At 66.5% G+C, this 26684-nt stretch carries 17 protein-coding genes; 4 read left to right on the top strand and 13 right to left on the bottom strand.

The features are described 5' to 3' along the window. Positions 1-10 precede the first annotated feature (10 nt). The 12 genes from AWC27_RS30695 to glf form a co-directional block, all read right to left on the bottom strand. Positions 11-424 (bottom strand): hypothetical protein, encoded by a 414-nt coding sequence (locus AWC27_RS30695; RefSeq protein ID WP_139837282.1) that lies wholly within the window; start codon positions 422-424, stop codon positions 11-13. Then, positions 382-1956, bottom strand: a complete 1575-nt coding sequence (locus AWC27_RS28470; protein ID WP_085674114.1) for an acyl-CoA carboxylase subunit beta — start codon at positions 1954-1956, stop codon at positions 382-384. Before AWC27_RS28470 ends, AWC27_RS30695 begins: the two co-directional genes overlap by 43 nt. Continuing rightward, the gene (gene pks13 / locus AWC27_RS28465; protein ID WP_085674112.1) at positions 1956-7286 is read right to left on the bottom strand and encodes a polyketide synthase Pks13; all 5331 of its coding nucleotides are present in this window, start codon (positions 7284-7286) and stop codon (positions 1956-1958) included. The genes AWC27_RS28470 and pks13 overlap by 1 nt, the downstream gene beginning before the upstream one ends. Positions 7287-7297: 11 nt before the next feature. Then, on the bottom strand, positions 7298-9187 hold the full coding sequence (fadD32, locus tag AWC27_RS28460) for a long-chain-fatty-acid--AMP ligase FadD32 (protein ID WP_085674110.1): 1890 nt from the start codon (positions 9185-9187) through the stop codon (positions 7298-7300). Between the two features lie 256 nt (positions 9188-9443). Further along, positions 9444-10457 carry a carboxylesterase Culp6 gene (gene culp6 / locus AWC27_RS28450; RefSeq protein WP_085674108.1) on the bottom strand — a complete coding sequence of 338 codons (1014 nt, stop codon included), beginning with the start codon at positions 10455-10457 and terminating at the stop codon, positions 9444-9446. 143 nt (positions 10458-10600) lie between these two features. After that, on the bottom strand, positions 10601-11500 hold the full coding sequence (locus AWC27_RS28445; RefSeq protein ID WP_085674250.1) for an esterase family protein: 900 nt from the start codon (positions 11498-11500) through the stop codon (positions 10601-10603). A gap of 163 nt (positions 11501-11663) precedes the next feature. Next, positions 11664-12701, bottom strand: coding sequence for a diacylglycerol acyltransferase/mycolyltransferase Ag85A (gene ag85A, locus AWC27_RS28440; RefSeq protein ID WP_085674106.1), 1038 nt, complete (start codon positions 12699-12701; stop codon positions 11664-11666). Between the two features lie 344 nt (positions 12702-13045). Then, positions 13046-15031, bottom strand: a complete 1986-nt coding sequence (aftB, locus tag AWC27_RS28435; protein WP_372516867.1) for a terminal beta-(1->2)-arabinofuranosyltransferase — start codon at positions 15029-15031, stop codon at positions 13046-13048. Further along, positions 15018-15932 carry a decaprenyl-phosphate phosphoribosyltransferase gene (locus AWC27_RS28430; RefSeq protein ID WP_085674102.1) on the bottom strand — a complete coding sequence of 305 codons (915 nt, stop codon included), beginning with the start codon at positions 15930-15932 and terminating at the stop codon, positions 15018-15020. The genes aftB and AWC27_RS28430 overlap by 14 nt, the downstream gene beginning before the upstream one ends. After that, positions 15932-16465 carry a phosphatase PAP2 family protein gene (locus tag AWC27_RS28425; protein ID WP_085674100.1) on the bottom strand — a complete coding sequence of 178 codons (534 nt, stop codon included), beginning with the start codon at positions 16463-16465 and terminating at the stop codon, positions 15932-15934. The genes AWC27_RS28430 and AWC27_RS28425 overlap by 1 nt, the downstream gene beginning before the upstream one ends. Continuing rightward, positions 16458-18353 carry a glycosyltransferase gene (locus tag AWC27_RS28420; RefSeq protein ID WP_085674098.1) on the bottom strand — a complete coding sequence of 632 codons (1896 nt, stop codon included), beginning with the start codon at positions 18351-18353 and terminating at the stop codon, positions 16458-16460. Before AWC27_RS28420 ends, AWC27_RS28425 begins: the two co-directional genes overlap by 8 nt. Continuing rightward, a complete protein-coding gene (glf, locus tag AWC27_RS28415; RefSeq protein ID WP_085674096.1) occupies positions 18350-19558 on the bottom strand; it encodes a UDP-galactopyranose mutase in 1209 nt (402 codons plus the stop codon). The genes AWC27_RS28420 and glf overlap by 4 nt, the downstream gene beginning before the upstream one ends. Before the next feature lie 219 nt (positions 19559-19777). On the opposite strand from glf, the gene AWC27_RS32515 reads away from it, so the two are divergent. The 4 genes from AWC27_RS32515 to AWC27_RS28395 all read left to right on the top strand — a co-directional run bounded on the left by AWC27_RS32515 (position 19778) and on the right by AWC27_RS28395 (position 26177). After that, positions 19778-20746, top strand: coding sequence for a hypothetical protein (locus AWC27_RS32515; RefSeq protein WP_085674095.1), 969 nt, complete (start codon positions 19778-19780; stop codon positions 20744-20746). 167 nt (positions 20747-20913) lie between these two features. Further along, positions 20914-22545, top strand: a complete 1632-nt coding sequence (locus AWC27_RS28405) for an LGFP repeat-containing protein (RefSeq protein ID WP_211281725.1) — start codon at positions 20914-20916, stop codon at positions 22543-22545. 21 nt (positions 22546-22566) lie between these two features. Then, the gene (locus AWC27_RS32510) at positions 22567-24486 is read left to right on the top strand and encodes a spermine/spermidine synthase domain-containing protein (protein WP_245847567.1); all 1920 of its coding nucleotides are present in this window, start codon (positions 22567-22569) and stop codon (positions 24484-24486) included. A gap of 164 nt (positions 24487-24650) precedes the next feature. Further along, a complete protein-coding gene (locus tag AWC27_RS28395) occupies positions 24651-26177 on the top strand; it encodes a PE family protein (RefSeq protein WP_085674091.1) in 1527 nt (508 codons plus the stop codon). A 12-nt stretch (positions 26178-26189) separates the two neighbouring features. On the opposite strand, the gene AWC27_RS28390 is transcribed toward AWC27_RS28395, so the two are convergent. Next, entirely contained in the window at positions 26190-26648 is a 459-nt protein-coding gene (locus tag AWC27_RS28390; protein ID WP_085674089.1) for a DUF350 domain-containing protein, read from the bottom strand. Positions 26649-26684: the final 36 nt, after the last annotated feature.

Genomic DNA, 26684 nt, shown 5'->3' with positions numbered 1-26684 from the left:
GCAAGCCAGCTCAGCCCCAGCCGCCCGCCCCGCCGCCGAGATCGGTCCCATTGCCGAGGGGACCGGGACGGCCGGACGGGGTCGGATTGTCGGCGCCACCACCGCCGATACTGCCGAGATCGCCCGCTCCGTCGAGGACGGTGCCAGTACCGCCGTTGCTGCCATTGCCAGTTTCGCCGGTGAGGGGATTTGTGCCGAGGCCGCTGCCGCCGCCACCACCGCCGCCGTATATGCCATCGGCGGCTCCACCCGCCGCCGCCGATCTCCTTGCCGTCCATATTAGGACGAGATGGAGCGACTGCTCGGTGCTTTGGTGGTTCGCGGCTCGACAGGGATCTCCCGATAGCGCCGGTAGACCGCGAGCAGTGCTCGCGGTACTTTTTAGACCGGGATCAACCCATGCTTGCGCGCCAAGCGCGTCCACATTTGCTTGTCCCTCAGCAGGTGCATCGACTTGCGCAGCAACAGCCGGGTTTGGTGTGGGTCGACCACCGCATCGATGAACCCGCGCTCGGCGGCGATCCACGGAATCGCCATGTTGAGGTTGTAACCCTCGATGAAGTCCTTCTTGATCTGCTGCGCCTCGGGCGTCGTCGGGTCCGGGAACCGCTTCATCAACAGCTGCGCGGCCCCCTCGGCACCGATCACCGCGATGCGCGCGGTGGGCCAGGCGAAATTGAAGTCGGCGGTCAGCTGCCGTGAGCCCATCACCGCATACGCCCCGCCGTAGGACTTGCGGATCGTGATCGTCACCTTGGGTACGTCGGCTTCCACCACCGAGTACAGGAACCGGCCGCCGCGCTTGATGATCCCCCGCTTCTCCTCCTCGGCACCGGGCAGGAAGCCGGGTGTATCCACCACGAACACCAGCGGGATCTGGAACGAATCGCAGAACCTGATGAAGCGCGCCGCCTTGTCGGAGGCCTCGTTGTCGATGGCGCCGGACATGTGCATGGGCTGATTGGCGATCACGCCCACCGGGCGCCCGTCGACCCGCGCGTAGCCGGTGATGATGGCCGGTCCGTGCTGCGCGGCGACGTCGAGGAAATCGCCGTCGTCGAAAATCCGCAGCAGGATCTCGTGCATGTCGTAGGCCGCGTTGTCGGAGTCCGGCACGATCGAGTCCAGTTCGAGGTCGGTCGGGGTGATCTCGGGTTCCAGTCCGGGATTGACGACCGGCGGCTTGCCGAAGCAGTTGGACGGCAGGAAGGACAGGAAGTCACGTACGTACTGGAAAGCCTCGGCTTCGGAATTCACCACCTGGTGGATGTTGCCGTAGCGGGCCTGCGCGTCGGAGCCGCCGAGCTCGTCGAGGGTGACGTCCTCGCCGGTGACCTCCCGGATCACGTCGGGTCCGGTGACGAAGAAGTAGCCCTGGTCGCGCACCGAGACGAGCAGGTCGTCCTGGATCGGCGAATAGACCGCTCCGCCGGCACATTTGCCGAAGATGAGCGAGATCTGCGGCACCACTCCGGACAACGCCTCGTGACGTTGGCCCAGCTCGGCGTACCACGCCAGCGAGGTGACCGCATCCTGGATGCGGGCTCCGCCGGAGTCCTGGATGCCGACGATCGGGCAGCCGACCATCGCGCACCACTCCATCAGCCGGGCGACCTTGCGGCCGAACATCTCGCCGACAGTGCCCTGGAACACCGTCTGGTCGTGCGAGAACACACCGACCGGGCGCCCGTCGATCAGGGCATGCCCGGTGACCACGCCGTCGCCGTACAGCGCGTTGGGGTCACCCGGGGTCTTGCACAGCGCGCCGATCTCGAAGAAGGTGCCCGGGTCGACCAGCGCGTGCACGCGGGCGCGCGCACTGGGAATGCCCTTCTTGTCGCGCTTGGCGGCCGCCTTCTCTCCGCCCGGCTCCTTGGCCAGCTCGAGGCGAGTGTGTAGCTCAGCCAGCTTCTCGGCTGTCGTGTGCAGAACCGGCCCCGAAGCTGCCTCAGTCACTACTTGCCTACCTCACTCGTCTGGCTGTCGATGGCGTCCAGCGCGCGGCTCATGTGTTCGCCCACCTTGGCGATGATCGGCTCGTCGATGGCCTGAATGTGCTCGCCACCGATCGGCACGACCTCGAGTTCGGCGACGTACTCGCCCCAGCCGCCGTCGGGTTGCCGAACGGCGTACCGCGGCTCGAACATGATCGCGTCGTCATGGTAGCGATCGGCCATGTAGAGCGTGACGTGCCCATCGAAAGGCCGGATCTCGGCGGTATCGATCGCGCGGTTGTCCAGGTAGGACGTGCGCTGGTGTTCGATGATCCCGGCCGGGATCTGCACACCGCTTTGGCTGACGGCGTCCAGAACGAACCGGACCTGACCTTCGTCGTCGAGTTGCTCGAGATGTTCGTAGGGGATCTCCGGGATCGTGACGTTGAACGTTTTCTCGGCGAACTTGGCGTAGCGGTCCCAGCGCTTGCGGATCTCCTCCTTGGTCTGCGGGATCTCTTCGCCGGCGCGCACCGCGTCGATCAGACCGACGAACTGCACGTCTTTGCCCAGTTCCTTCAGCCCAATCGCGCAGGCGTAGGCCAGCACCCCGCCCAGCGACCAGCCGACCAGAATGTAGGGCCCGTCGCCCTGCATCTCGACCAGCTTGGGCACATAGGCCGCCGCACGCTCTTCGATCGACCCCTCGACTCGTTCGAAGCCGTACATCGGCGTGTCCGCCGGCAACCGGTTGAGCAGCGGCTCGTACACCACCGTCGAACCGCCCGCCGGATGGAACACGAACACCGGTGTTTTCGAGCTGCCCTCGGGACGCGCCCGCAAAGTGCGCACGAAGCCATCGATCGTCCCGGCCTCGAGGTAGGCGCGTACCTTGTCGGCCAACTCCTCGATATTCGACGAGCTCAGCACGTCCTCAGTGGTGATCGGACCCTCGGCGCGCTCGGAAAGCCGCTGCGCCATCTTGGCCGCCTTGTCCTCGTCCAGCTTGGGCAGCGGGTTGAAGATGCCGCCTGCCGACTTGCCGGTGACGACCGCCCAGGTGGCGAAGGTGACCCGCTCGGCGGCGTCACGTGGCGGCACGTCGGAGTTGAGCGCCTTGGCCACCGCTTCGGAGCTGAGCGCGTCGGCGGCCCCCTTCAAATCCGGAGCGAGGTTCGGCTTGGCGCCGTTTCCTGACGGACCCGACGGATCCGTCGGCGGCGGGGGTAGCGGGACGTCCGACTCAGGCGCGGCTTGGGTCTGCGGCTCGGCTCCCCCGCGAGCGGGAGGTGCCCCCAGCGGATCCGGCGCCGGGGCGGTCAGCGTGGAAGGCGTCGCGCCGCTGATCATTTCGGCCTGCGCCTTGGCGATCTCCTCGGCCGTCTGCGTCTTCTGGTAGTCGTGCAGCTGCTGGACCTCGTCGCGGTGCTCGATCGCGTACTCGATCAGCTTCTCCACGTTGTAGAGGTTGGCGTCGCGCACGGCCTGCAGCTGAATGGGCGGCAAGTCGAAGTCGTACTCGACGCGGTTCTTGATCCGCACCGCCATCAGCGAGTCCAGGCCCAGCTCGATCAGCGGCACCTCCCAGGGCAGGTCCTCGGGCTCATATCCCATGGCCGCCGCCACGATGGTGCCCAGCCGCTCGGCGATGGTCTCACCGGAATCCGGCGACCAGCGGCCCACGTCGGACCCCAGATAGCGGTTGGTCAGGCTGTCGGTGAGAGTTTCGGCTTCGGGTTCTTCGACCGGAGCTTGCGCCGCAACCGATTCGGCCGCAGCTGCAATCGCCGTACCGGCGCCCACCGCCGTCGGCAATACCGACTCCACGCCGGCCCGCGCCACCAGTGCGTCGTAGACCAAGGTGAACGACTCGTCGATGCGGGCGTGCACCTGAACCGAGGCGCCGCCGGGGTGCCGGGTCAGCGTGGTCACCAACCGGGCACCCTCACCGGGCACCGCGCGTTGCTCGGATGCCGTCAGTCGGGCGTCCGGCAGCACTTGCGCCGCAGCCGATTTCACCAGCGCGGCCAGGTCCGCAGCGTCGCGCGGCGCGAACTCCCACACGTGCCGGCCGTCGGGCAGCGCGACGTGGTTGCCGGGCATCACCATCGATGCGTCGCCGGAGAAGTGCGCCGGCAGCCAGTGCTCCTTGCGCTTGAACCGGGTCGGTGGAATGTCCGCGTAGTCCTCGGGACCGGCGGCGCGGGTGAACAGCGTGCGCATGTCCAGGTCGTGACCGTAGACATACAGCTGCGCCATGGTCGAGACCATCGACTCGACCTCGTCCTGCTTACGCGCCAGCGTCGGGATCAGCTGGGCATCGTGCAAGCCGGCCGAAGCGGTGGTCAGCCCCACCTGCATCAGCGCCACCGGGTTTGGCGCCAGTTCCAGGAACGTGGTGTGCCCGCTGTCGACGGCGTTACGGATGCCGTGGGTGAAGTAGACGCTGTGCCGCAGACCCTTCTTCCAGTAGTCGACATCGTGGATCGGGTCGGCGCCGGGCTTGATGTAGCTGCCCTCGTGCACCGTGGAATAGATGCCGGCCGTCGGGCTCATCGGCTTGATGCCCTGCAGCTCCGCGGCCAGCTCACCGAGCAGCGGGTCCATCTGCTGGGTGTGGCTGGCGCCCTTGGTCTGGAACTTGCGGGCGAACTTGCCCTCCGATTCCGCGCGCTCGATGATCGCGTCCACCTGCTCGGGCGGCCCGCCGATCACGGTCTGCGTGGGTGCGGCGTACACGCACACTTCCAGGTCGGGGAAGTCGGAGAACACCGTCTTGATCTCGTCGGCGGAATACTCCACCAACGCCATCAGCCGGATGTATTCGCCGAACAGCATCGCCTCGCCCTCACCCATCAGATGCGAGCGCGAGCAGATCGTCCGGGTGGCGTCGCGCAGTGACAAGCCGCCGGCGAAGTAGGCCGACGCGGCCTCGCCCAGTGACTGGCCGACCACCGCGGCCGGCTTGGCACCGTGGTGCTTGAGCAGCTCGCCCAGTGCGATCTGGATCGCGAAGATGGTGACCTGGGTGGTTTCGATGCCGTAGTCCTGCGAGTCGTCCAGGATCAGCTCGAGCACCGAGTAGCCCAGCTCGTCCTGGACCAGGGCGTCGACCTTCTCTATCCACTCGGCGAAAACAGGATCGCGCAGATACAGGCTCTTGCCCATCTTGCGGTGCTGCGCGCCGAACCCGGCGAGCACCCACACCGGGCCGTTTGTCACCGGCCCGTCGGCGCTGAACACGCCCGGCCGCTGCTTGCCCTCGGCGATCGCGCGCAGGCCCTTGACAGCCTCCTCGTGGTCGTGGGCCAGCACCACCGCGCGGGAGCGGCCGTGGTTGCGTCGCGACAATGCGCGTCCGATCGACTCCAGCGACGCCGCCTGACCCTCCGGCGACTCCATCCAGTCCGCCAGCTCGGCGGCCGCGGCCTTCTTGCGCGAGGTCAAAAACGCCGACACCGCCAACGGGATCACCGGTGCCGAACCTTCTTGGGCCGCAAGCTCTTCGAGCGCGGCCGCCTTGAGCGCCAGCGCCTCTTCGGTGATGCCCGGCAGCTCGTACTCTTCTTCTTCCGATGCGGACGGGGCCTCGTCGGTGATGATCTCGCCGTATTCGTCGAACCGCAACGCGTGACTTTCACCTTCGAGCACGTCTTCGCCAGCGGAGACGACGGGCACAACAGGCGCCTGCACCTCGGGCTCCCGTTCGATGACGTCGCGAGGCAGGACCTCGCGCACCACCACGTGCGCGTTGGCGCCGCCGAAGCCGAAGCTGGACACCCCGGCCAGGGCGTAGCCGCCGTAGCGCGGCCAGTCGGTCGCGGTGTCGGTGAACTTCAGCCGCATCGCGTCGAAGTCGATGTATGGGCTCGGTCCGGCGAAGTTGATCGATGGCGGCAGCTTGTCGTGCTGCAACGCCAGCACCACCTTGGCCATGCTGGCCGCGCCCGCGGCCGACTCCAGGTGGCCGACATTGGTTTTCACCGCGCCCAGCAGTGCCGGCCGATCGGCGGGACGCCCGCGGCCGACTACCCGGCCCAGCGCCTCGGCCTCGATCGGGTCACCCAGGATGGTGCCGGTGCCGTGCGCCTCGATGTAGTCGACGTTGCGCGGGTCGATGCCGGCGTCCTTGTAGGCCCGGCGCAGGACGTCTGCCTGCGCGTCCTGGTTAGGTGCGATCAGGCCGTTGGACCGGCCGTCGTGGTTGACCGCGCTGCCGGCGATGACGGCCAGGATCTGGTCGCCGTCGCGGCGGGCGTCGTCGACCCGCTTGAGCACCAGCATGCCGCCGCCCTCGGAGCGGGTGTAGCCGTCGGCGTCGGAGGAGAACGACTTGATCCGGCCGTCCGGTGCGAGCACCGCGCCGATCTCGTCGAAACCGATGGTCACCATCGGGGTGATCAGCGCGTTCACCCCGCCGGCGACCACCACGTCGGCTTCCCCGTTACGCAGCGCCTGCACACCCTGATGCACCGCCACCAGCGAACTCGAGCATGCGGTGTCGATGGTGACGGACGGCCCGCGGAAGTCGTAGAAGTACGACACCCGGTTGGCGATGATCGAGCTGCTGGTGCCGGTGATGGCGTACGGGTGTGCGACGGTCGGGTCGGACACCGCCAGGAAGCTGTAGTCGTTGGTGGAGCTGCCGACGTACACACCGACGGACTCGCCACGCAGGCTCGATGCCGGGATGCGGGCGTGTTCGAGCGCCTCCCAGGTCAGCTCCAGCGCCATCCGCTGCTGCGGGTCGATGTTGTCGGCTTCGGTCTTGGCCACCGCGAAGAACTCGGAGTCGAAGCCCTTGATGTCCTTCAGGTAGCCGCCGCGGGTGCGCGCGTTGGCCACGCGCTCGGCGATCCGCGGCTCTTCGAGGAATTCCGACCAGCGGCCCTCGGGCAGATCGGTGATCGCGTCGCGGCCTTCCAGCAGCGCCTGCCAGGTCTCCTCGGGACTGTTCATGTCCCCGGGCAACCGGGTGGACAGACCCACGATCGCGATGTCGACCCGCTCGGCGGGACCGGGCCGCGACCAGTCGACGACGTCGATGCCGTCATCGGCGGTTTCGGGCTCGCCTTCGATGATCCGCGTTGCCAGCGACTCGATGGTCGGATGCTGGAACGCCACGGCCACCGACAGCGTCACACCGGTCATGTCTTCGATGTCGGCGGCCATCGCCACCGCATCACGCGAGGCCAGGCCCAGCTCCACCATCGGCACCGACTCGTCGATCTCGTCGGGTGATTTTCCGACCGCCCTGCCCACCCATTCGCGCAGCCACCGGCGCATCTCGGGAACGGTCATGTCCGTTTGGCTGGCCGGGTGCTTCTCCTGCGATTCGTCCATCTCAGTCATAGGTGCCTAACTCAGGATTCGGTGGCGAAGACCGTCGGGGAACCGACGCCGCTGCGCAGGCTGCCGTCGAGGTAGGCCGTCCGGCAGGCGCGGCGCCCGATCTTGCCGCTCGAGGTACGGGGAATCGTGCCGGCCGAGACCAGCAGCAGATCACGCACGGTCACTCCGTGCCCGACGGCGATGGCCGCCCGGATGTCGTCGGCGATGGGCTGGTAGTCCAGCTTGTGCGCACCGGCGGCGCGCTCGGCGACGATCACCAACTGCTCGGAGGTGTCCTCGGCGTCGAACTTCAGCCCGGCGTGCGGGTCGTCGAACACTTTCTGGGGCAGCTGGTTGGCCGGAACCGAGAAGGCGGCCACGTAGCCCACCCGCAAGGCCTTGTTCGACTCCTGCGCGGTGTACTCGAGGTCCTGCGGGTAGTGGTTGCGGCCGTCGATGATGACCAGGTCCTTGATCCGGCCCGCGATATAGAGGTGTCCGTTGAAGTAGGTGCCGTAGTCGCCGGTGCGCACCCACAGCGCGTCGTCGGCGGCTCCCTCGGCGTGCGATTCGGGAACCCGCGACTTGAGAATGTTCTTAAACGTTTCGGTGGTCTCTTCGTCCTTGCCCCAGTAGCCGATGCCGAGGTTTTTGCCGTGCAGCCAGATCTCGCCGATCTGACCGTCGGGCAGCTCGCTGGCCGTGTCGACGTCGACGATGGCCGCCCACTCGTCGACGCCCACTTTGCCCGCCGAAACCTGCGCGACCGCGTTCGGCGCATCGGGGGCGACCTCGACGAAGCGCTGCTTGTTCAGCTCGTCGCGGTCGACGTGGATGACCGTCGGCTTCTCGTCCATCGGCGTGGTCGAGACGAACAGCGTCGCCTCGGCCAAGCCGTAGGACGGCTTGACCGCGGTCTCCGGGAAGCCGTACGGCTCGAAGGCCTTGAAGAACTTGCGCATCGACGCCGGCGATACCGGCTCGCTGCCGTTGAGGATCCCCTTGACGTTGCTGAGGTCCAGTTCGGGCTCGTCGTCGCGGGGCAGGCCGCGCACCGCCGCGTGTTCGAACGCGAAGTTCGGCGCTGCCGAGAACGTGCCGCCGGTCTCCCCCGGCTTGCGCGCGAGTTCGCGGATCCAGCGGCCCGGCCGACGCACGAACGCCGCCGGGGTCATGAAGGTGAAGCTGCCCCCGACCACCGGGGCGCACAGCGCGGTAATCAGGCCCATGTCGTGGAAGAACGGCAGCCAGCTGACCCCGCGGTCGCCTTCCTGCCCTTCCAGGGCATTGAGCACCTGCACCACGTTGGTGGGCAGGTTGAGGTGCGTGATCTGGACGCCGGACGGCACTCGGGTGGAGCCGGAGGTGTACTGCAGGTAAGCCGTGGTGGTCTCGTCGGCTTCGGGCTGCTCCCAGGTGGAAGCGACCTCGGTGGGCACCGCGTCGACGGCGATGACGCGGGGCCGTTCTTTGGCCGACCGGGCGCGAATGAACTTGCGGACGCCTTCGGCGGAGTCGGTGGTGGTCAGGATGGTCGACGGGGTGCAGTCGTCGAGCACCGCGTGCAGGCGACCGACGTGACCCGGCTCGGCGGGGTCGAACAGCGGCACCGCGATCCGGCCGGAGTACAGCGCGCCGAAGAACGAGACAAGGTAGTCCAAATTCTGCGGGCACAGGATGGCGATGCGGTCACCGGGCTGGGTGACCTGCTGCAAACGGGCGCCGACGGCGCGGTTGCGCGCCGAGAACTCCGACCACATGATGTCGCGTTCGACACCGTCGCGTTCGGTGGAGTAGTCCAGGAAGCGGTAGGCCAGCTGGTTGCCGCGAACCTTCGCCCACTTTTCGACGTGTCGGACCAGGTTGGTGTTATCCGGGAACCTGATCTTTCCGTTCAAGATGAACGGGTTGTGATACGCCATTCCGACCTCTCCTGTTACGACACTTCGTTGTCGGCACACACGTCGTGCCGGCTAAGCCAAACGTTCGATCTACGCACGAACCGGCACCGACCGACGCGTCCATGCGCTCGTCTGTGTCCGCTTCTCGACATGCTTCGACCCGGTCGGATCAACCGCATGCTCTTAAGTTTCTCTTAATGTTAAGGGCCAGTGCGCGGCAGACCAAATCACAAGGTACCGCTGATCGCGCTTTCTAAGGCAGCACTAAACGGTGGGTCTACCCATGTTTAGGATGGGGCGCGTTTTCGATCAGCCCGTGCGCCCAGTTCAGCGTCCAAACAGTCGCCGGCTGGCCGTCGGAGTTCCAGAAATCCGGTGTGCCGTACATCGCGTGGATCGGCTGGCCGGCACCACCGGCCAGGGTGTTCAGCGTGGTCGGCAGATTAGCCGGGCTGAACGCCTCTTTCGGGGCGGCGCAGATCAAGTCGCCCTCCGCGCAGATCTCGTCGGTCTTGCCATCCAGGGCGCCGAAACCACCCGGCCGCGGCCCGGTCATGGTCAAGCCGAGCCCGGCCAGCACCGGCACCTCGTGCAGCGTGATCTCGGCACCCTCACCCGCCGGGCTGGGCGGGACGTCGTTGCCCACATCGATCTGGCGGCGGCCGTCGGCGATCAATGTCACACCGAGCACCAGATCGTCATCAACGGGTCCACGGCCGTTGCCGATGTCGCTGGCGACATCACCGGCGATCACCGCGCCCTGCGAGAAACCGACGATCACGTAGCTCGTCAACGGGCATTTGTTGTTCATGTCCGTCATGGCCTGGACCATTGCGCGGGTACCTTCGGCGCGGCTGTCGTTGTACGACATCTGGTTGTCGGCGCTGAGCGGATTGTGGAACTGCGCGGTGTAGGGAACCGTGTACGTCTGCACTCGCGATGCGGGGAACCGCTGGGAAATCGGCCCGGTCACGTTGAGCAGCAATGCCCTTGGAAATTCCACCGGTTTGAGCGGGTTATCGGTGGGCGACGATTCCCAGGTTCCCGGAACCGCGATCAACTGCACGTCTGGGCACGACGCGGACTGGAAGGCGGGGCGCGGCTTGTGCGGGTGAGAAGTGGTGGGGCCGGGCGTCAAGACGCCGGGCGGGACCGCGCTGGGCGGGACTTCGTTGCGGCGCAACATCATCACCACCGCCACGATGACCAGCGCCACGACCAACGCCATGGAACCGGCAGCCACCCAGGCGAGGATCCGTTGGCGTCGCCTACGCCGGGTGTTCTTCGCCATGGTCTCCTGCTAACAGAGTCGGTTGGGTGCGAGCACGTGGCCACACCGCCCTCTGCTGCTGCACTGCCTACACGGTACCGGCTCGCCGGAACAGGCCGTCCGGTCGCGCAACCCGGGTGGATCTAACTATGGGCGCCGGCCGGCTAGCGAATCGCGCCGACGATGTCGCCGGACATCGCGCCCAGCTGGGCCGACCAGGAGCCCCAGCCGTTGTCGCCGCCGCCCGGGAAGTCGAAGTGGCCGTTATGCCCGCCCACGCTGCGATACTGCTGGTAGAACATGCGGCTGTTGCCCATCGCCTCGGCGGCCTGGCCGATCATTGCGGCGGGATTGCTGGCGCCGGGGTTGGTCGGGCTCCACACCCACACCCGGGTGTTGTTCTGCGCCAGCAACGCGGCGTGCACCCACGGGTCATGCCACTTCCAGCGGCCCAGCTGTGGGGCACCCCACATTCCGTTGCCATCCACACCGCCGAATTGCTGCAGGCCGGCCAGGATCGCACCGTTGGTGGTGGTGTTGGACGGATACAGGAATCCCGACAGCGAACCGGCGAAGCCGAATCGGTCGGGGTGGAAGGCGGCCAGCGCCATCGCGGCATAACCGCCTTGAGACGCGCCTACGGCTCCGTGCCCGCCGGGCGCCAAGCCCTTGTTCGCGGCCAGCCAGTCGGGCAGCTCGGCAGACAAGAAGGTGTCCCACTGCTTGCTGCCGTCCTGCTCCCAGTTGGTGTACATGCTGTAGGCCCCACCGGCGGGTGCCGCTACCGAGATGCCTTTGCCGGCCAGCGTGTTCATCGCATTGCCCGCGGTGACCCAGTTGCTGACGTCTGGGGCGGCGTCGAAGGCGTCCAGCAGGTACACCGCGTGCGGGCCGCCGGCCAGGAATGCCACCGGGATGTCGCGGCCCATGGCCGCCGAGGGCACCATCAGGGTCTCGTACGGAGCGGCTTTTGCGGGGCTCGCGGCAGTGGCCGTCACACCACCCAAAGCGATTGACAGTACGGCAACGCAGAGCAGCCGTAGCAGCACCGACAGACCCCTCATGTCCACCTCCATGTGACGTGCTCGTGTTGTGTGCGCACAGCGCCCGGCCCGCAAGGTAGCTAACCACACCCCGCGCGATCGGATAAAGGGGAGATAACGGCTAACGGCGGCGACCCGAATGGGTCGCCGCCGCTAGTCGATACTTTTCGACGCCTAGAGGACTCTAGGTGCCTTGGGTGGTCCCGTTGCCGTTGCCGTTGCCGTTGCCGGTGTTCGGGGTGGCACCCAGCACGTGCTGAAGGTCAGGCTTCATCGCGTTGAGCTGTGCGCCCCAGTACTCCCAGCTGTGCGTTCCGCTGTCCGGGAAGTTGAACACGGCGTTGTGACCGCCGGCGGCGTTGTAGGCGTCCTGGAACTTGATGTTGCTGGTCCGCACGAAGCCTTCGAGGAACTTGGCGGGCAGGTTGTTGCCACCCAGGTCGGACGGCTTGCCGTTACCGCAGTATACCCACAGGCGGGTGTTGTTCGACACCAGCTCCGGGATATGCAGCGACGGGTCGTTGCGCGCCCAGGCCGGGTCGCTCGAGGGGCCCCACATGTCGGAAGCCTTGAAGCCACCCGCGTCACCCATCGCCAAGCCGATCAGCGAGGGGCCCATCGCCTGGGACGGGTCGAGCAGACCCGACATCGCACCCACGTAAACGAACTGCGCGGGGTGGTAGATCGCCAGGGTCAGTGCGGACGAAGCGGCCATCGACAGACCGATCGCGGCGCTGCCGGTGGGCTTGACGCTCTTGTTGGCGTTCAGCCACGCGGGCAGCTCGCTGGTCAGGAACGTCTCCCACTTGTAGGTCTGGCAACCGGCCTTGCCGCAGGCGGGCTGGTACCAGTCGGTGTAGAAGCTGGACTGGCCGCCAACCGGCATAACGACCGACAGACCCGACTGGTAGTACCACTCGAAGGCCGGGGTGTTGATGTCCCAACCGTTGAAGTCGTCCTGCGCACGCAGGCCGTCGAGCAGGTACACGGCGGGCGAGTTGGCTCCACCGCTCTGGAACTGGATCTTGATGTCGCGGCCCATCGCCGCGGAGGGCACCTGCAGGTACTCCACTGGCAGGCCCGGCCGCGAGAACGCTCCCGCGGTCGCCGAGCCGCCGACGACTCCGATCAGACCCGACAGCAGGGCCGCGCCAACGGCACCCACCATGAGTCGTCGCGGCATAGCCGTTACGGCGCCACGCAACCTGTCAACAAGCTTCATCCTTGCTTCCTCATCCTCATCGTTGTAGGCGCATCCTTGGGTGTGGGCGCGTCCCGAACTGGGTCAGACTGCAGGCGCAGAACGCCGCAGTGCTCGTGTAGTCAACCACAACTTCGAGCCTCGGCTCTCCTCGAGAGCGGCGCGCAAGCCGCCTTCCGGCCCTGATTCGGCGGGTTTTTCCGGTGCGAATTCGCGGCTGGAAACGGCGTTTCCGCATGTGCCTGCGGTTCGGTGCGCGCTGGTAATGCATGAAATGTGATGTTGCTGTCAGTCTGGGCCGGCCCGCGTGCCGAGCGCGGCGCGCAATCGATTTGCGATTCGGCCGGAAAATTTTTCGCGCGGGGTCACTCGCGGGGCGGAGCGGGGGGTGTTCGCGGCACCTCGAGCCCGCACCGGACGAGCTCATAAAGCGGGACGCGATCGATGCGGTATCGGGTGAATTCGAAGGAGTGCACCAGGTTGGACACGAACCGGTGCCAGGTCATCGGCGCGCGCACCGAATTGAGCACCGCACTGGTGGCCGGGCACCGCAGCGCTGCTTCGGCCTGAGCCACCCAGGCCTGGTCAAGGTAGGCGGGAATGCCCGGATACCACTTGACCCACGGGCCGTCGGCGATCACCCAATCCGGGAACAGGTTCTTGTCGTGGCCGATCCGGCCGTGCTTGAGCCGGTCGGTATGTTGCGCCAGGGGATTCGCCAGCCCGATCTGGTCGATGACTCGCACGTCAAGCCCAACGTTCATGCCGAGCATGCCCAGGTTGGTGAAGAACACCGCATGTTCGCCCGTTACGTACGGCTTCTGGCCTGCCGGGGCCGGCGGGGGCGGCTGGATCATCGGCACCAGATCCCACTGGGTGTAGTTGCCGGACGGGAGCAGCAATGCGCCGTCGGGGGTGTTGTTGAGCGCCACCAGGACGGCGGCCATCCGCGGGTAGTCGAGGTAGTCCGCGGCGGTCAGCGGGTGCGCGCGCCCGGTGGCTTGTGCATAGAAGCGGCGCTCGTCGACGATCCCGGAGTAGGTGACGTGGGTGGCGTCGTCACCCATCCCCGGCGAGTTTGCCGCCCACAGCGACCAGCCGGCCACACCCAGCCAAAGCAGGCTGACGGCACCGGCCAGCCAGTAACCGGTCTCCCTGGAGAAGTCCTTGCCGTCGGGAACCAGCACCGGAATTACCGCGACCGGCGCAAGCAAACAGAAGAGCGGTGCCAGCAGGACCCGGCCGTGCATGAAGTCGCCGCCCTGGCGGATCCAGTAGAGCGCCTGCAACACGCCGCTGACCAGGATGAAGACCACCACGGCCGGCGGGCTTTGCACGGCCCGGGCTACCCGGCCGTAATTGGGTGCCGCCACCGGACGCAGGAACGACGGCCGGCGCCGTCCCAGTACGAGCAGCACGCCCAGCGGCACTAACAACAAAACCGGAATCCACAGCAGGTATGGCCGGTTGAAGTTCGCCAGATAGATCGCACCCTGCGTCCACTTGTCCCCGGCGGCGTCCTTTGCCAGGGCGGTACCCGGCACCAGCAGCCCGTAGTAGCCCATCCGGAAGATCTGATAGGCGACCGGCAGAAGACCCCCGGCCACCACGATCAGCACCCGTCGCTGCCAGGTGCGGGCGGCAATCAGCATCATGATCAGCGCGCCGCCGCCGATCAGCGCCAGCTCCGGTCGTACCAGCACACTGCACCCGGCGACAAACGCCAGCACACCCAGGAACAACCGGCTGTCCGGGCGGACCCGCAGCGCCTGCGACCAGCAGACCATCATCCACCACAGCAAACCCAGATAGGCCAGCACCAGTCCGCTCTCCAGCCCGGAGGTGGCGAAGTCACGCGCCGGCGGGACGGCGATATAGACCAGCGCTCCGGCGGGCAGCATGATGGCCCGGCGGCCCCGCAGGCTGGGCGCATACAACCGGCCCGCGCCCAGCATGAGGAACACCACGCCCAGCACCGAAAGCGTCAATGCCACCGCCAGCGCCACATACTCCAGGCGCATCGGGCCGCCAATCCAGCTGCACACATACAGCAGGTAGGTCCACAGCGTCGAGGTGTTCGCCTCGACCCGCTCGCCCATGTTGAACACTGGCCCGTTACCGGCCAGCAGATTGCGCACCGTGCGCAGCACGATCAGCCCGTCGTCGGCGATCCAGCGACGCTGCCAGGCGCCCCAGCCGAACAGCACCGCGACGACGGCGACGCTGACCCACAGACTGATCCGGACCACCGGATCGAAGGGAAACACCGGCCGGCTGGCCCGCCGCGCCGCTGGCCGGCGCGACGATGCGGCGACTTGCAGAGCCTTGAACCTCTCGCTAGCCGAAAGCAACAGCGGCACCAACAGTTCCGATCCACGCCAGTGCCAGCAACTGCAACACCCGGTCCCGCAGGGCGATGTCTTCCGGCTCTCCCGCCAGTCCGCCGTCGACGTCCACGGCATAACGCAGGATCGCGATGGTGAACGGGACCATTGACACGGTGAACCAGGACGCGGAGAACCGGTCCCGCTCGAACGCCCACAGGCCGTAGCTCATCACCACCGCCGTGGCCGACAGTGTCCAGACGAACCGCAGATAGGTGCTGGTGTAGCTTTCCAGCGACTTGCGGATCGCCGCGCCGGTGCGTTCAGCTAGCTGCAGCTCGGCGTAGCGTTTGCCGGCCACCATGAATAGCGATCCGAACGCCGCCGTCAGCAGGAACCACTGGGACAGCGGGATATCGGTGGCCGCGCCGCCGGCGATGGCGCGGATCAAGTACGCCGACGACACGATGCAGATGTCGATCACCGCTTGATGTTTGAGGCCGAAGCAGTACCCCAGCTGCATGGCGAGGTAGACGATCATCACCACGGCCAGGTTCGGCGTGAGCAGCCAGGCAATGATCAGGGACGCCGCGCCCAACGCCGTCGCCAGGGCATAGGCAAGCCATTCGGGCACCACACCGGCGGCGATCGGCCGGAACCTCTTGGTGGGGTGTTCGCGGTCGGCCTCGACATCGCGCACGTCATTGACCAGATACACCGCCGAGGCGGCCAGGCTGAAGACCACGAACGCCACGCCCGCCTTGGTCGCAACCTCGGTGTAGTCGTAGCGGACACCGCGTCCCGCGGCGGCCATCGGCGCGGCCAGCACCAGCACGTTCTTCACCCACTGACGCGGGCGGATCGCCTTGATCACCCCGGCGACCAAATTCGCCGGCGGCCCGGTCACAGCGGCCACGTCGTCGCTCATCAGGTCACACCACCTTCCAGCCGGATCGCGACGCGAGCGACGACGGCACCGAGCAGAACGCCTACCGCAACGTCGCTGGGATAGTGCACCCCGGCGAGTATCCGGGACAGTGCCATCGGGGGCACCAGTACCGCCGGCAGCACCGGCAGCCCGGTCGCCCGGCCGATCAGGATGGCGGCGGTCGTCGTCGAGGTGGCATGGGCCGACGGAAAACTCAGCGCGCTGGGCACGCTGACGTTCACGGTGACCGCCGAATGGTGCGGTCGCTGGCGTCGTACCACTCGCTTGACCAGCACAGCTGCGGCGTGTGCCGCAAAACTACCGACGCCGGCCACCAGCCAGTCGCGGCGCCGGCGTGGCACCAAGACGGCACCCAGCAGCGACACCACCAGCCAGCCCAGGCTGTGTTCGCCGAAGTAGGACAGCGCGCGCGCCGCGGTCAGCACGCCGGGACGGTCGCCCAGCGCGGACTGAACGGCCACCATTGCGGCGACTTCGCCGCGTGGCGCCCCTTCCGGGGAGGTTTCAGGCATGCTCGGGCTCGTTGCTTGCCGGCAGTAGCGCCGTCTCCCACTTCTGCTTGCTGGAGAGCACGGGCAGTGCCTCGCGGTAGACCCGGCGCATCTCATCGAAACGGCGCGCCAGCTGGCGCTGCCGGCGCAACGACTGCATCAACAGCGCGAACATCTTGGCCCGATCACGCTGCCGGTAGACCACACCGCAGCCGTCGGCGGTGGTGACGGTGACACCGTCGACCGTGCACAACCGGAACCAGCGCGCGTCCTGCGTCGGGACATTGAACTCCGGACGCACATGGTGGGCCGGGTCGGCCACCTTGAGGTTGTGCAGGATCCCGCGGGCCAGTCGGTAGCCGATCACCACCGGGTTCACCGGCGGCTTGTTCACCTGGTTCTTGTGCAGGGGCGGCGGCAGCTCGCTGGCCGCGGGCAGCACGACCGCGTCGGGATACTCCTTGCGGATGCGATGCACTTCCGGCAGCGCCGATTCCAGGATGGAGAAGATGTGCTCGGGCCCGGCCAGGAAGTCGTCGATGGCCTTGTTCTGGATAGCCACCGTCGAATATTCAAGGCAGGCAAGGTGTTTCAGGGTCGCCTTGAGGTGGCTGCGGACCAGCCCGGTGACGTCACCGTTCCAGTGCATCGCGGCGACCACCAGCCGGTTGCGCAGGTGGAAGTAGGCCTGCCAGTCGATGGCGTCGTCCTTGTCGCTCCAGGCCATGTGCCAGATCGCGGCGCCGGGCAGGGTGACGGTCGGGTAGCCGTGCTCGGCGGCACGCAGGCCGTAGTCGGCATCGTCCCACTTGATGAATAGCGGCAGCGGCTGGCCCAGCTCCTCGGCGACCTGTCGCGGGATCATGCACGTCCACCAGCCGTTGTAGTCGACGTCGATGCGCCGGTGCAGCAGCTTGCTCTTGTCCTCGTTGTCGTTCAACGGGTACTCGGCGAAGTCATGGTCGTACTCGGCATGCGGCGCGGCAGTCCACATGAAGTTCGCGCGATTGACGACTTCACCCATGATGTGCAGGTGCGACGGCTCCTGCAGGTTGAGCATCTGCCCGCCGACCAGCATCGGTGACTTGGCGAAGCGGTGCATGGCCAGCACGCGCAAGATCGAGTCCGGCTCGATGCGGATGTCGTCATCCATGAACAGAATCTGCTGGCAGTCGGTGTTCTTCAGCGCCTCGTACATCACCCGGCTGTAGCCGCCGGATCCGCCCAGGTTGGGCTGGTCGTGGATGGACAGCCGGCCGCCCAGACGCTGGGCGGCGGCGGGGAAGTCAGGGTGGTCGCGGACTTTGCGGATGCCTTGATCGGGCACGATCACCGCGCCGATCACCTCGTCCACCAACGGATCGGCGGTCAGTTCGCGCAGTGCGTTGGCGCAGTCCGCCGGGCGGTTGAACGTCGGGATGCCGACGGCGATATTGGCCCTCCCCGGCGCGGGGGTGGTCGCGTACCAGCCGCCGCTGACCAGGGTGACCGCGGAGTCGGTGGTGATGTCGAACCAGATCCAGCCGCCGTCCTCGAAGGGCTGCAGCCCGACCTCGATCTCCAGCGTCTCCGGAGTGTCATCGCTGCCGGCGAATTCACGGCCCTCGATGAAGATCCGTGCTCCAGTGGCCTTGGTCCGGTAGACGTCGACGCGCCCTGATCCGGCCAGCTCGACGCGCAGCACCACCGACTTGCAGATCGACCAGCGCCGCCAGTAGCTGGCCGGGAACGCATTGAAGTAGGTGGCGAAGGACACCTCGGACTCTTTGCCGATCTGCAGCGAGGTACGGCTCGTCGCGTGGGCTCGGCGCGAGTTGGTGGTCGACTCCTCCAGGTACAGCTTGCGCACGTCGAGGGGTTCGCCCGGGCGCGGCAGGATGATCCGGGAAAGCAGGCTCACGGCGGTCATGCGGGGGTTTCCTCTATTAAGGGCGTGCCGTCGCGCAAGTGCGGTGCGAGGACGTTCTCGTACATGTTCAAAGCGCTGGCAATGGCCATATGCATATCCAGATATTGGTAGGTGCCCAAGCGCCCGCCGAAAAGCACCTTCGCTGACGCGGTCTCGGACTTCGCCCTGGCCCGGTAGGCGGCCAACAGGGCGCGGTCGGCCTCGGTATTGATCGGATAGTAAGGCTCGTCGTCGTCTTCGGCGAAGCGGGAGTACTCCCGCATGATCACCGTCTTGTCCGTCGGGTAGTCACGCTCGGGATGGAAGTGCCGGAACTCATGAATACGCGTGTGCGGGACATCTGGGTCGTTGTAGTTCATCACCGGGGTGCCCTGAAAGTCGCCGATCGGCAGCACTTCCACCTCGAAGTCCAGGGTGCGCCAGCCCAGCCGCCCCTCGGCGTAGTCGAAGTAGCGGTCCAGCGGGCCCGTATAGACGACAGGGGCCTCCGGATTGGCCGCGCGCAGCTCGTCGCGCACGTCGAACCAGTCGGTGTCCAGCCGGACTTCGATGCGGTCATCGAGTGCCATGTTCTTCAGCCACGCCGTGTAACCGTCTACCGGCAGGCCCTCGTAAGTGTCGCTGAAATACCTGTTGTCGAAGGTGTAGCGCACCGGAAGCCGGCTGATGACGGCGGCGGGCAGCTCGGCGGGGTCGGTCTGCCACTGCTTGGCGGTGTAGCCCTTGACGAACGCTTCGTAGAGCGGCCGGCCGATCAGCGAGATGGCCTTCTCTTCGAGGTTCTGCGCGTCTTCGGTCTTGATTTCAGCGGCCTGTTCGGCGATCAGCTGGCGCGCCTGGTCAGGCGTGAAGTACTTACCGAAGAATTGCGAGACCAGGCCCAGCCCCATCGGGAATTGGTAGGCCTGCCCGTTGTGCATGGCGAAGACGCGATGCCGGTAGTCGGTGAAGTCGGTGAACTGGCGCACGTAGTCCCACACCTTCTTATTAGAGGTGTGGAACAAGTGCGCGCCGTACTTGTGGACCTCGATCCCGGTTTGCGGCTCGGGTTCGGAATAGGCATTGCCGCCGATATGCGGGCGCCTGTCGACGACGAGCACGCGCTTGTCGAGTTGGGTGGCCACGCGCTCGGCGATCGTCAGGCCGAAAAATCCGGAGCCGACAACAAACAGGTCGAAACGGGCGGCATCGAAACGGGAGATCATCGGTTGCCTAGGGTATCTGACCTTGCTGCCAAAACCCGATTTCGCGCGGTTAGTCGAACATCACACTTCAGCAGCTCTCAAGGTAGCGATTGCCTCACGATTCGATATAACCACTCTAGTCACACGAACCTCACTCGTACCATCAAGCGTGTGGGGTTGTTGCTCGGAAAGCGCGAGGCAGCACTCCATACCTGAATAGTCCAGACTGAGGAGACTTCCGTGCCGAACCGACGCCGACGCAAGCTTTCGACAGCCATCAGCGCGGTCGCCGCCCTGGCAGTCGCGAGTCCGTGTGCTTACTTTCTTGTCTACGAATCGACCGCAAGCCCCAAGCCGACCGAACATCACGAATTCAAGCAGGCGGCCAGCATCGCCGACCTGCCCAATGAGCTGATCGGCGCCTTGACGCAGGGGTTGTCGCAGTTCGGGGTCAACATTCCACCCGTGCCGGCCCTCGGCGGTACCAGCACCGGAGGCACCGGGCTGGGGGCTACGCCCGGCCTGGGCGCCACGCCCGGCCTGGGAACCAGTCCAAGTCTGACGAGTCCAGGCCTGACCAGTCCCGGTCTGACGCCGTCGACTCCCGGATCCCTGGCCCTGCCCGGTACCACGCTGTCGCCGACAACCGGCGCCGGAGCCAACCCGGCGCTGACCAACCCCGGGCTGACCAGCCCGACCGGAGTAGCGCCGGGGCTGACCAGCCCGACCGGGCTGAGCCCGGCCGCCGGCACCGGAGAGGTTCCGATCACCTCCCCGGCCGGGCTCGACCCGGGCGCAGACGGCACCTACCCGATCCTGGGTGATCCGTCGCTGGGCGGCGGCACCGGCTTGTCACCGGTCAGCCCGGCGGCCACCGGCACCGGCGGCAGCAGCGGGGGCGGCGGCCTGGTCAACGACCTGATGCAGGCGGCCAACCAACTGGGCGCCGCGCAGGCCATCGACCTGCTCAAAGGCCTGGTGATGCCGGCGATCATGCAGGGCGTACAGAACGGCGGCGCGGGTGCGGCCGGCGCCACGCCCGCCCTGCCCGGGGTGCCGGGCGCCCCCGCGGCCGCATTACCGGCAGCCGCAGGTGCAGCGGCGGGGGCAGTACCGGCCGTGCCGGCGGTGCCGGCAGTGCCCGGCGTACCGGCGGCGGCCGCCCCGGCCGCGGCGGCGGCCGCCCCGGCGCTGATACCCGTCACCTAGCGAGGCTTCCGAAAACCTGCCACCTGACGACACCGCAGAGCGGCACTGGGCCCGACACCCGGCAACCCACCCAGCAACCGACCCTCTGCGGTGTCGTCGACAGGTTTTCCAGCGTTTAACCCGTGTCGCCTCATTAGAAACATTAGACACACACGTAACATCAGCTGGTGCCGTCCCGCAGTCGCGCACCCACCATGTTGCTCACCGCTATCGCGGTGACGGTGGTGATTGTCGCGTGGGTACTGCACCGTCCACCGGAGAGCAACCACCAGACCAAGCCCGACCGCGATACCCAACTCAGCGAGCAGCCGCTGGTCGGTCTCGGCGGTGGCGTGACGGTCCGCGAACTCAGCCAGAACACCCCGTTCTCCTTGGTCGCCATGACCGGCGACCTAGCCGGCACTTCGACGCGGGTGCGCGCCAAGCGCCCAGACGGGACGTGGGGTCCGTGGTACCAGACGGAGTATGAAACCGCCGCACCCGACCCCGGCACTTCCGGGCCGTCCGGGAGCCCGCGCAGTACCGATCCGGTATTCGTCGGCACCACCACGTCGGTGCAGATCGCCGTCACCCGGCCGATGGATGCGCCGGTGACCATGGCCCCGCCCGGCGACAAGCCCGCCGAGGCCGGCCTCGGCTACCGTCCGGCCACCAAGGAACAGCCGTTCGGGCAAAACATTTCAGCGATCCTCATCTCCCCGCCCCAGGCGCCGGCCGAAACACATTGGACCCCGCCGGCCGGGGTCATCATGCCGGGCCAGGCGCCGGCGATCATCAGCCGCGCGGAGTGGGGCGCCGACGAGTCGCTGCGGTGCGGTAAGCCCCAGTACGACACCAGAGTTCGGGCCGGAGTCGTGCACCACACCGCAGGCAGCAACGACTATTCGCCGCTGGAATCGGCCGGGATCGTCAAAGCCATCTACACCTACCACAGCAAAACCCTGGGCTGGTGCGACATCGCCTACAACGCACTGGTCGACAAGTACGGCCAGGTGTTCGAGGGCAGCGCGGGCGGGCTGACCAAACCCGTCGAAGGCTTCCACACCGGTGGTTTCAACCGCGACACCTGGGGCGTGGCCATGCTGGGCAATTTCGATGACGTACCGCCCACGCCGATTCAGCTGCGGACCGTCGGCCGGCTGCTCGGCTGGCGACTCGGCATGGACGACGTCGACCCCAAGGGCAGCGTCGAACTGGAGTCCGCGGGCGGCTCCTACACCAACTTCCCGGCCGCCGCCGTCGCGAAACTGCCGACCATCTTCACCCATCGCGACGTCGGGAACACCGACTGTCCGGGCAATGCCGCCTATGCACTGATGGACGAAATCCGCGACATCGCATCGCATTTCAACGATCCGCCCGAGGAACTGATCAAGGCGCTGGAAGGTGGCGCGATCTACGAGCATTGGCAGGCGCTGGGTGGGATGAACAGCGTGCTGGGTGCACCGACGTCACCGGAGCTGGACGCCGACAACGGGGCGCGGTATGCAACGTTCGCCAAGGGCGCGATGTACTGGTCGCCGGCGACTGGTGCCCAGCCGGTCACCGGCGCGATCTACGACGCCTGGGCCTCGCTGAGCTATGAACGCGGCCCGCTGGGGTTGCCGACCAGCGCGGAAATCCAAGAGCCGCTGTATATCGCGCAGAACTTCCAGCACGGCACCCTCAACTTCGAACGGCTCACCGGCATCATAACCGAAGTGGTCGACGGGATCAGGACGCCGCTGTCCACCCAGACCGCCAGTGGACCGACGGTGCCCCCCGAACACTTCTCGCTGCCCACGCATCCGCCCAACTGACGTCGAGTTACTCTGCCCGGTGTGGCCGACACACCGTATCTGCGGATGGATCTCGGTCGCGTGCGCGACAACTTGGGTGCCCTGCACGCCTGTTTGCCCGACGCGCAGATCCGCTACGCGGTCAAGGCAAATCCGGCCGAACCGGTCTTGCGGTTGCTGGCCGCCGAAGGGGCCGCGTTCGACGTCGCCTCCGTCGGCGAGATCCAAGCATGTCGGGCTGCCGGCATCGGCGGGGAACTGCTGACATTCGGCAACACCATCAAGAAGCCCTCCGCCGTGGCAACCGCGTATGCGCAGGGGGTGCGGCGGTTTGCGTTCGATACCGAACACGATGCCGCCGCCATGGCCGAGCACGCCCCTGGCGCGGGCGTGGAATGCCGTGTGGCGCCATGGTTTCCGTCGTCGGTGACGCCGTTCGGGCACAAATTCGGCTGCCCGCCCGCCGACGCCACCGTCCTGCTGAACCGGGCCCGGCAACTCGGGCTGCGACCCGAAGGCGTCTGCTTTCACGTCGGCTCACAGCAGCTCGACGCTATGGCTTGGGAACTGGGGATTCGCTGTGCCGCAACGATATTCGACGCCCTCGGCGATCTCACCACGCTCAACCTCGGAGGCGGGTTCCCGATCGACTATGCGGCCGGCGCACCGAAACTCGAGGCCATCGCCGACGTGATCGGCTCGGCACTGGACCGTCACTTCGGCGCCACGCATCCCCAACTCGTGGTCGAGCCCGGCCGGCTGATTGTGGGTACTGCCGGCACCATCGGAAGCGAGGTGGTCTCCGTTCGAACCGGGACCGATGGCCGACGCTGGGTGTATCTCGACATCGGCCGCTACAGCGGTCTGGCCGAAACCGAAAACGAGTACATCCGCTACCGGCTGCGCACCGACCGCGACGGCGACCCGGTGGCCGAAGCCGTGATCGCCGGTCCGACCTGCGACGGCGACGACGTGCTCTACCAAAGCTATCCGCTGCCGGTCACCCTGCGGCCCGGCGATCGGGTCGAGTTCGCCGATGCCGGTGCCTACACTGCCAGCTACGCCTCTACCGCGTTCAACGGGTTCCCGCCGCTGCCAACGTATTTCGACGGGCGGAGTACAGATGCGGTGATCGTTGAGCCACTGGCGCCGGGACTTACCCGGCACTGGCGCGTCGCCGAAGTCATCTGCGATGTGCGCACTCCGTACCAGGAGCTGATGATCGGCCGGACCGAACAGGGTGTCGCATTGTTCAGCGACGGCGAACGGCAGAGCACCGAGTTCAGTCAGCTCGTCTATCACGAGGCACTGCTGGTGCCGGCGCTGCTGCTGGCCGGCACGGTCGAGCGGGTACTGGTCATCGGGTCGGGCGAAGGTGTGGTGAGTCAGCTGGCGGTAGCGGCCGGGGCGACGCATGTCGACCACGTCGATATCGACCGTGACGCCGTTCGATTGTGCGCCGAACACTTGCCCTACGGCTACGCAATGGACGAATTGCTCAGGGCCGAAGGAGGTTTGGGCCCGGTTCATGTCCATTACCGCGACGGCTGGGACTTTGTCAGCCAATCGTCCATGACCTACGACCTGGCCGTGATCGACCTGCCCGACGAGCGATCCGACCCCGCACAGCACAACCGGCTCTACGAGGCCGAGTTCCTGCAGCGCTGTCACAAGATTGCGCGGGTGGTCGTAGCCCAGGCCGGCTGCCCGACACTGTGGCGCAACAAATCGCTGCGTTCGTCCTGGCAGCGCTTTCACAAAATCTTCGGCACCGTCGTCTATTTCGGCAGCGATGAGCACGAGTGGGCTTTCCTGACTGGCCTGTCGAGATCGGACACGACATACCAAGACGCCGTCGCCATCATGTCAGCCCGGCTACCGGCGCTGGCCTACCGGCCGCGCACCATCGACGCCTTGACGATCGCGGCGGCCACGATCCCGCCAAAGGCACTGCGCGGCTAGCGGGCGCGATTACCGGGCAACCAAGGGCCCTGCTTGCCGAACGACCCAGCAGGCCGGAGAAAGCGACACGCCAAATCCGGAGCACACCGGGGTCGGGTGGGATTACGCTCGATTGGTCTTTCTGATCACACCGATCAGCAGGAGTTCAGTCGGGAGGGACGGCCATGTCGTACGTGGTCACCACGCCGGAGCTAGTGACGACCGCGGCTGGGAATCTGGCCGCGATCGGTTCGGCAGTAGAGGACGCAGCTTGGGCGGCCGCAGGGTCGACGACCGGGGTCGCGCCCGCGGCCGCCGACGAGGTGTCGCTGGCGATCTCGCGACTGTTCGGCAGCTTCGGAAACGAATTTCAAGCCGTCAGCGCGCAAGCGGCGGCTTTTCACGGCGAGTTCGTCCGCCTGCTCAACGGTGGCGCCGCAGCGTACCTGAGCGCCGAAATCGCCAACGCCGAACAGAATCTGCTGAGCCCGCCGGCTGCCGCCCCGGCGGCGCCGGGTGGCGCATACGAACGACTCTTCGTAAACACGACGACCAATCTGCAACTCCTCGGGCGCACCTGGGCCGCGCACCCCTTCCCGTTGTTGAGCCAGGTCCTCGCCAACCAGCAGCGGTACTGGCAGCAGATCGGCACCGAGATCGTCAGTTCCATCCAGAACATCCCCAACGCCCTAGCCAACTTGCCTGCCACCGTCCAAGCCGGCATCCGAGAGCTTTCGACCTTCCCATGGGCGTATTACACGCAACAGTTCGTCAGCACCCAGATCGGCTTCGCCCAAACCTTCTTCACCGCACTCAACAGTGCGGCAACCGGCATCGTCGCCGGGCTGCCCGCTTTCGGCTCGGGGCTTCAGGTGGCCTTCCAAGCGCTTCTCGCGGGCGACTATTACGGCGCGGTGGAAGATGCGGGGACGGCTCTGGCCAATCTGTTGGTCACCGGGTTCAACACCAGCAACTACACGGTCGCCGTGAGTGGTTTCCCAGTCGTTGACATCACTGCCACGGCGTATCCGGTGGCACTTGGCCCGCTGCCGGATTTCTTCACCGCCGTCGGCGTTTTCGGCCAAGACGCGCAGTACATCACCAACCTGATGCCCGCGGGATCGGTTCCAAGACAGATCTCCCAGAACTTCACCAATGTGCTCAATACGCTTACTAACCCGAACATCACGGCGGTCGCCACGTTATCGATCGACGTACTCGCCCCCAGCGCCACCGGATCACTGAGCGGCTTCTTCGCGTTGCCCGAAGTCCTCACCTATTCGGCACTGGGGCCGCCGATCACCACCCTGACCGGGCTGGCCACCAGCGCCACCGCGGTTCAGCAAGCCCTCGCGGCCGGTAATTTCGTCGGAGCGCTAGGCGCAATCGGTGATGCCCCGGCCGTCGTCGCGGACAGCTTCCTCAATGGCCACGTCATCAAAGATGTGCTGATATCGGTGCCATCGGGTCTTCCGTCGTTCCTGGCGCCACCTTTGCCGACACAAATATTGGTCACGCTGCACTTGCCCTTCGACGGGATTCTGGTGCCTCCCGCCAACCTCACGGCAACGGTAGACACGAATAGTCAAATCCCCATTCCCGGTATCCCATTCGGCGCAACCATCTACGGCACACCATTCATGGGACTGGCTCCGCTGCTGATCAATTACCTTCCCCAACAGCTCGCCCTGGCAATCGCACCCGCCGCGTAAGCGCGGCGCTATTTACAGAATCGCGACCGCCACCACGATGCCGAGCGCGAACTGCGCGGCGGCCACCATCAGCGAGTCATAGCTGTAGTCGTCGGAGTCGAACAGCGCGTGAATGTCGATACCGATCACCAGCGCTGCGATCCGCATCATCACCACCTGCGCGGCAATCCCGATGAGCCCGAAAACCGCCGACGACAGCAGCCCCTCGCTGAGGTTTCCCATCGAGGAGTAGATCGCCAGCACCACGATGAGCGCCATGCTCACCATTCCGGCGGCCGCCACGATGATCGCATTCGGCTTGCCCGCGTTCACCATCCTGCGCAGCGGGCCCGGCGTGGTCAGGTCGATGGCGTAAAAACCGATGATCATCAACACCAAACCGAGGATGGAGTAGAGGACGATGGCTCCGGATCCCCGGCCGAGGTAACTCCAATAGTCCGAATGCGCGGCCGCCACAATGGTTGTCGTCATCGAAGATCTCCGTTCGTGTCGGTGGAAGTCGTGTCG

The sequence above is a fragment of the Mycobacterium szulgai genome (assembly GCF_002116635.1).
GTDB classification, from domain to species: Bacteria; Actinomycetota; Actinomycetes; order Mycobacteriales; family Mycobacteriaceae; genus Mycobacterium; species Mycobacterium szulgai.
Note: the sequence above shows the minus strand (reverse complement) of the source record. Positions and strands in the feature narration are given on the sequence as shown.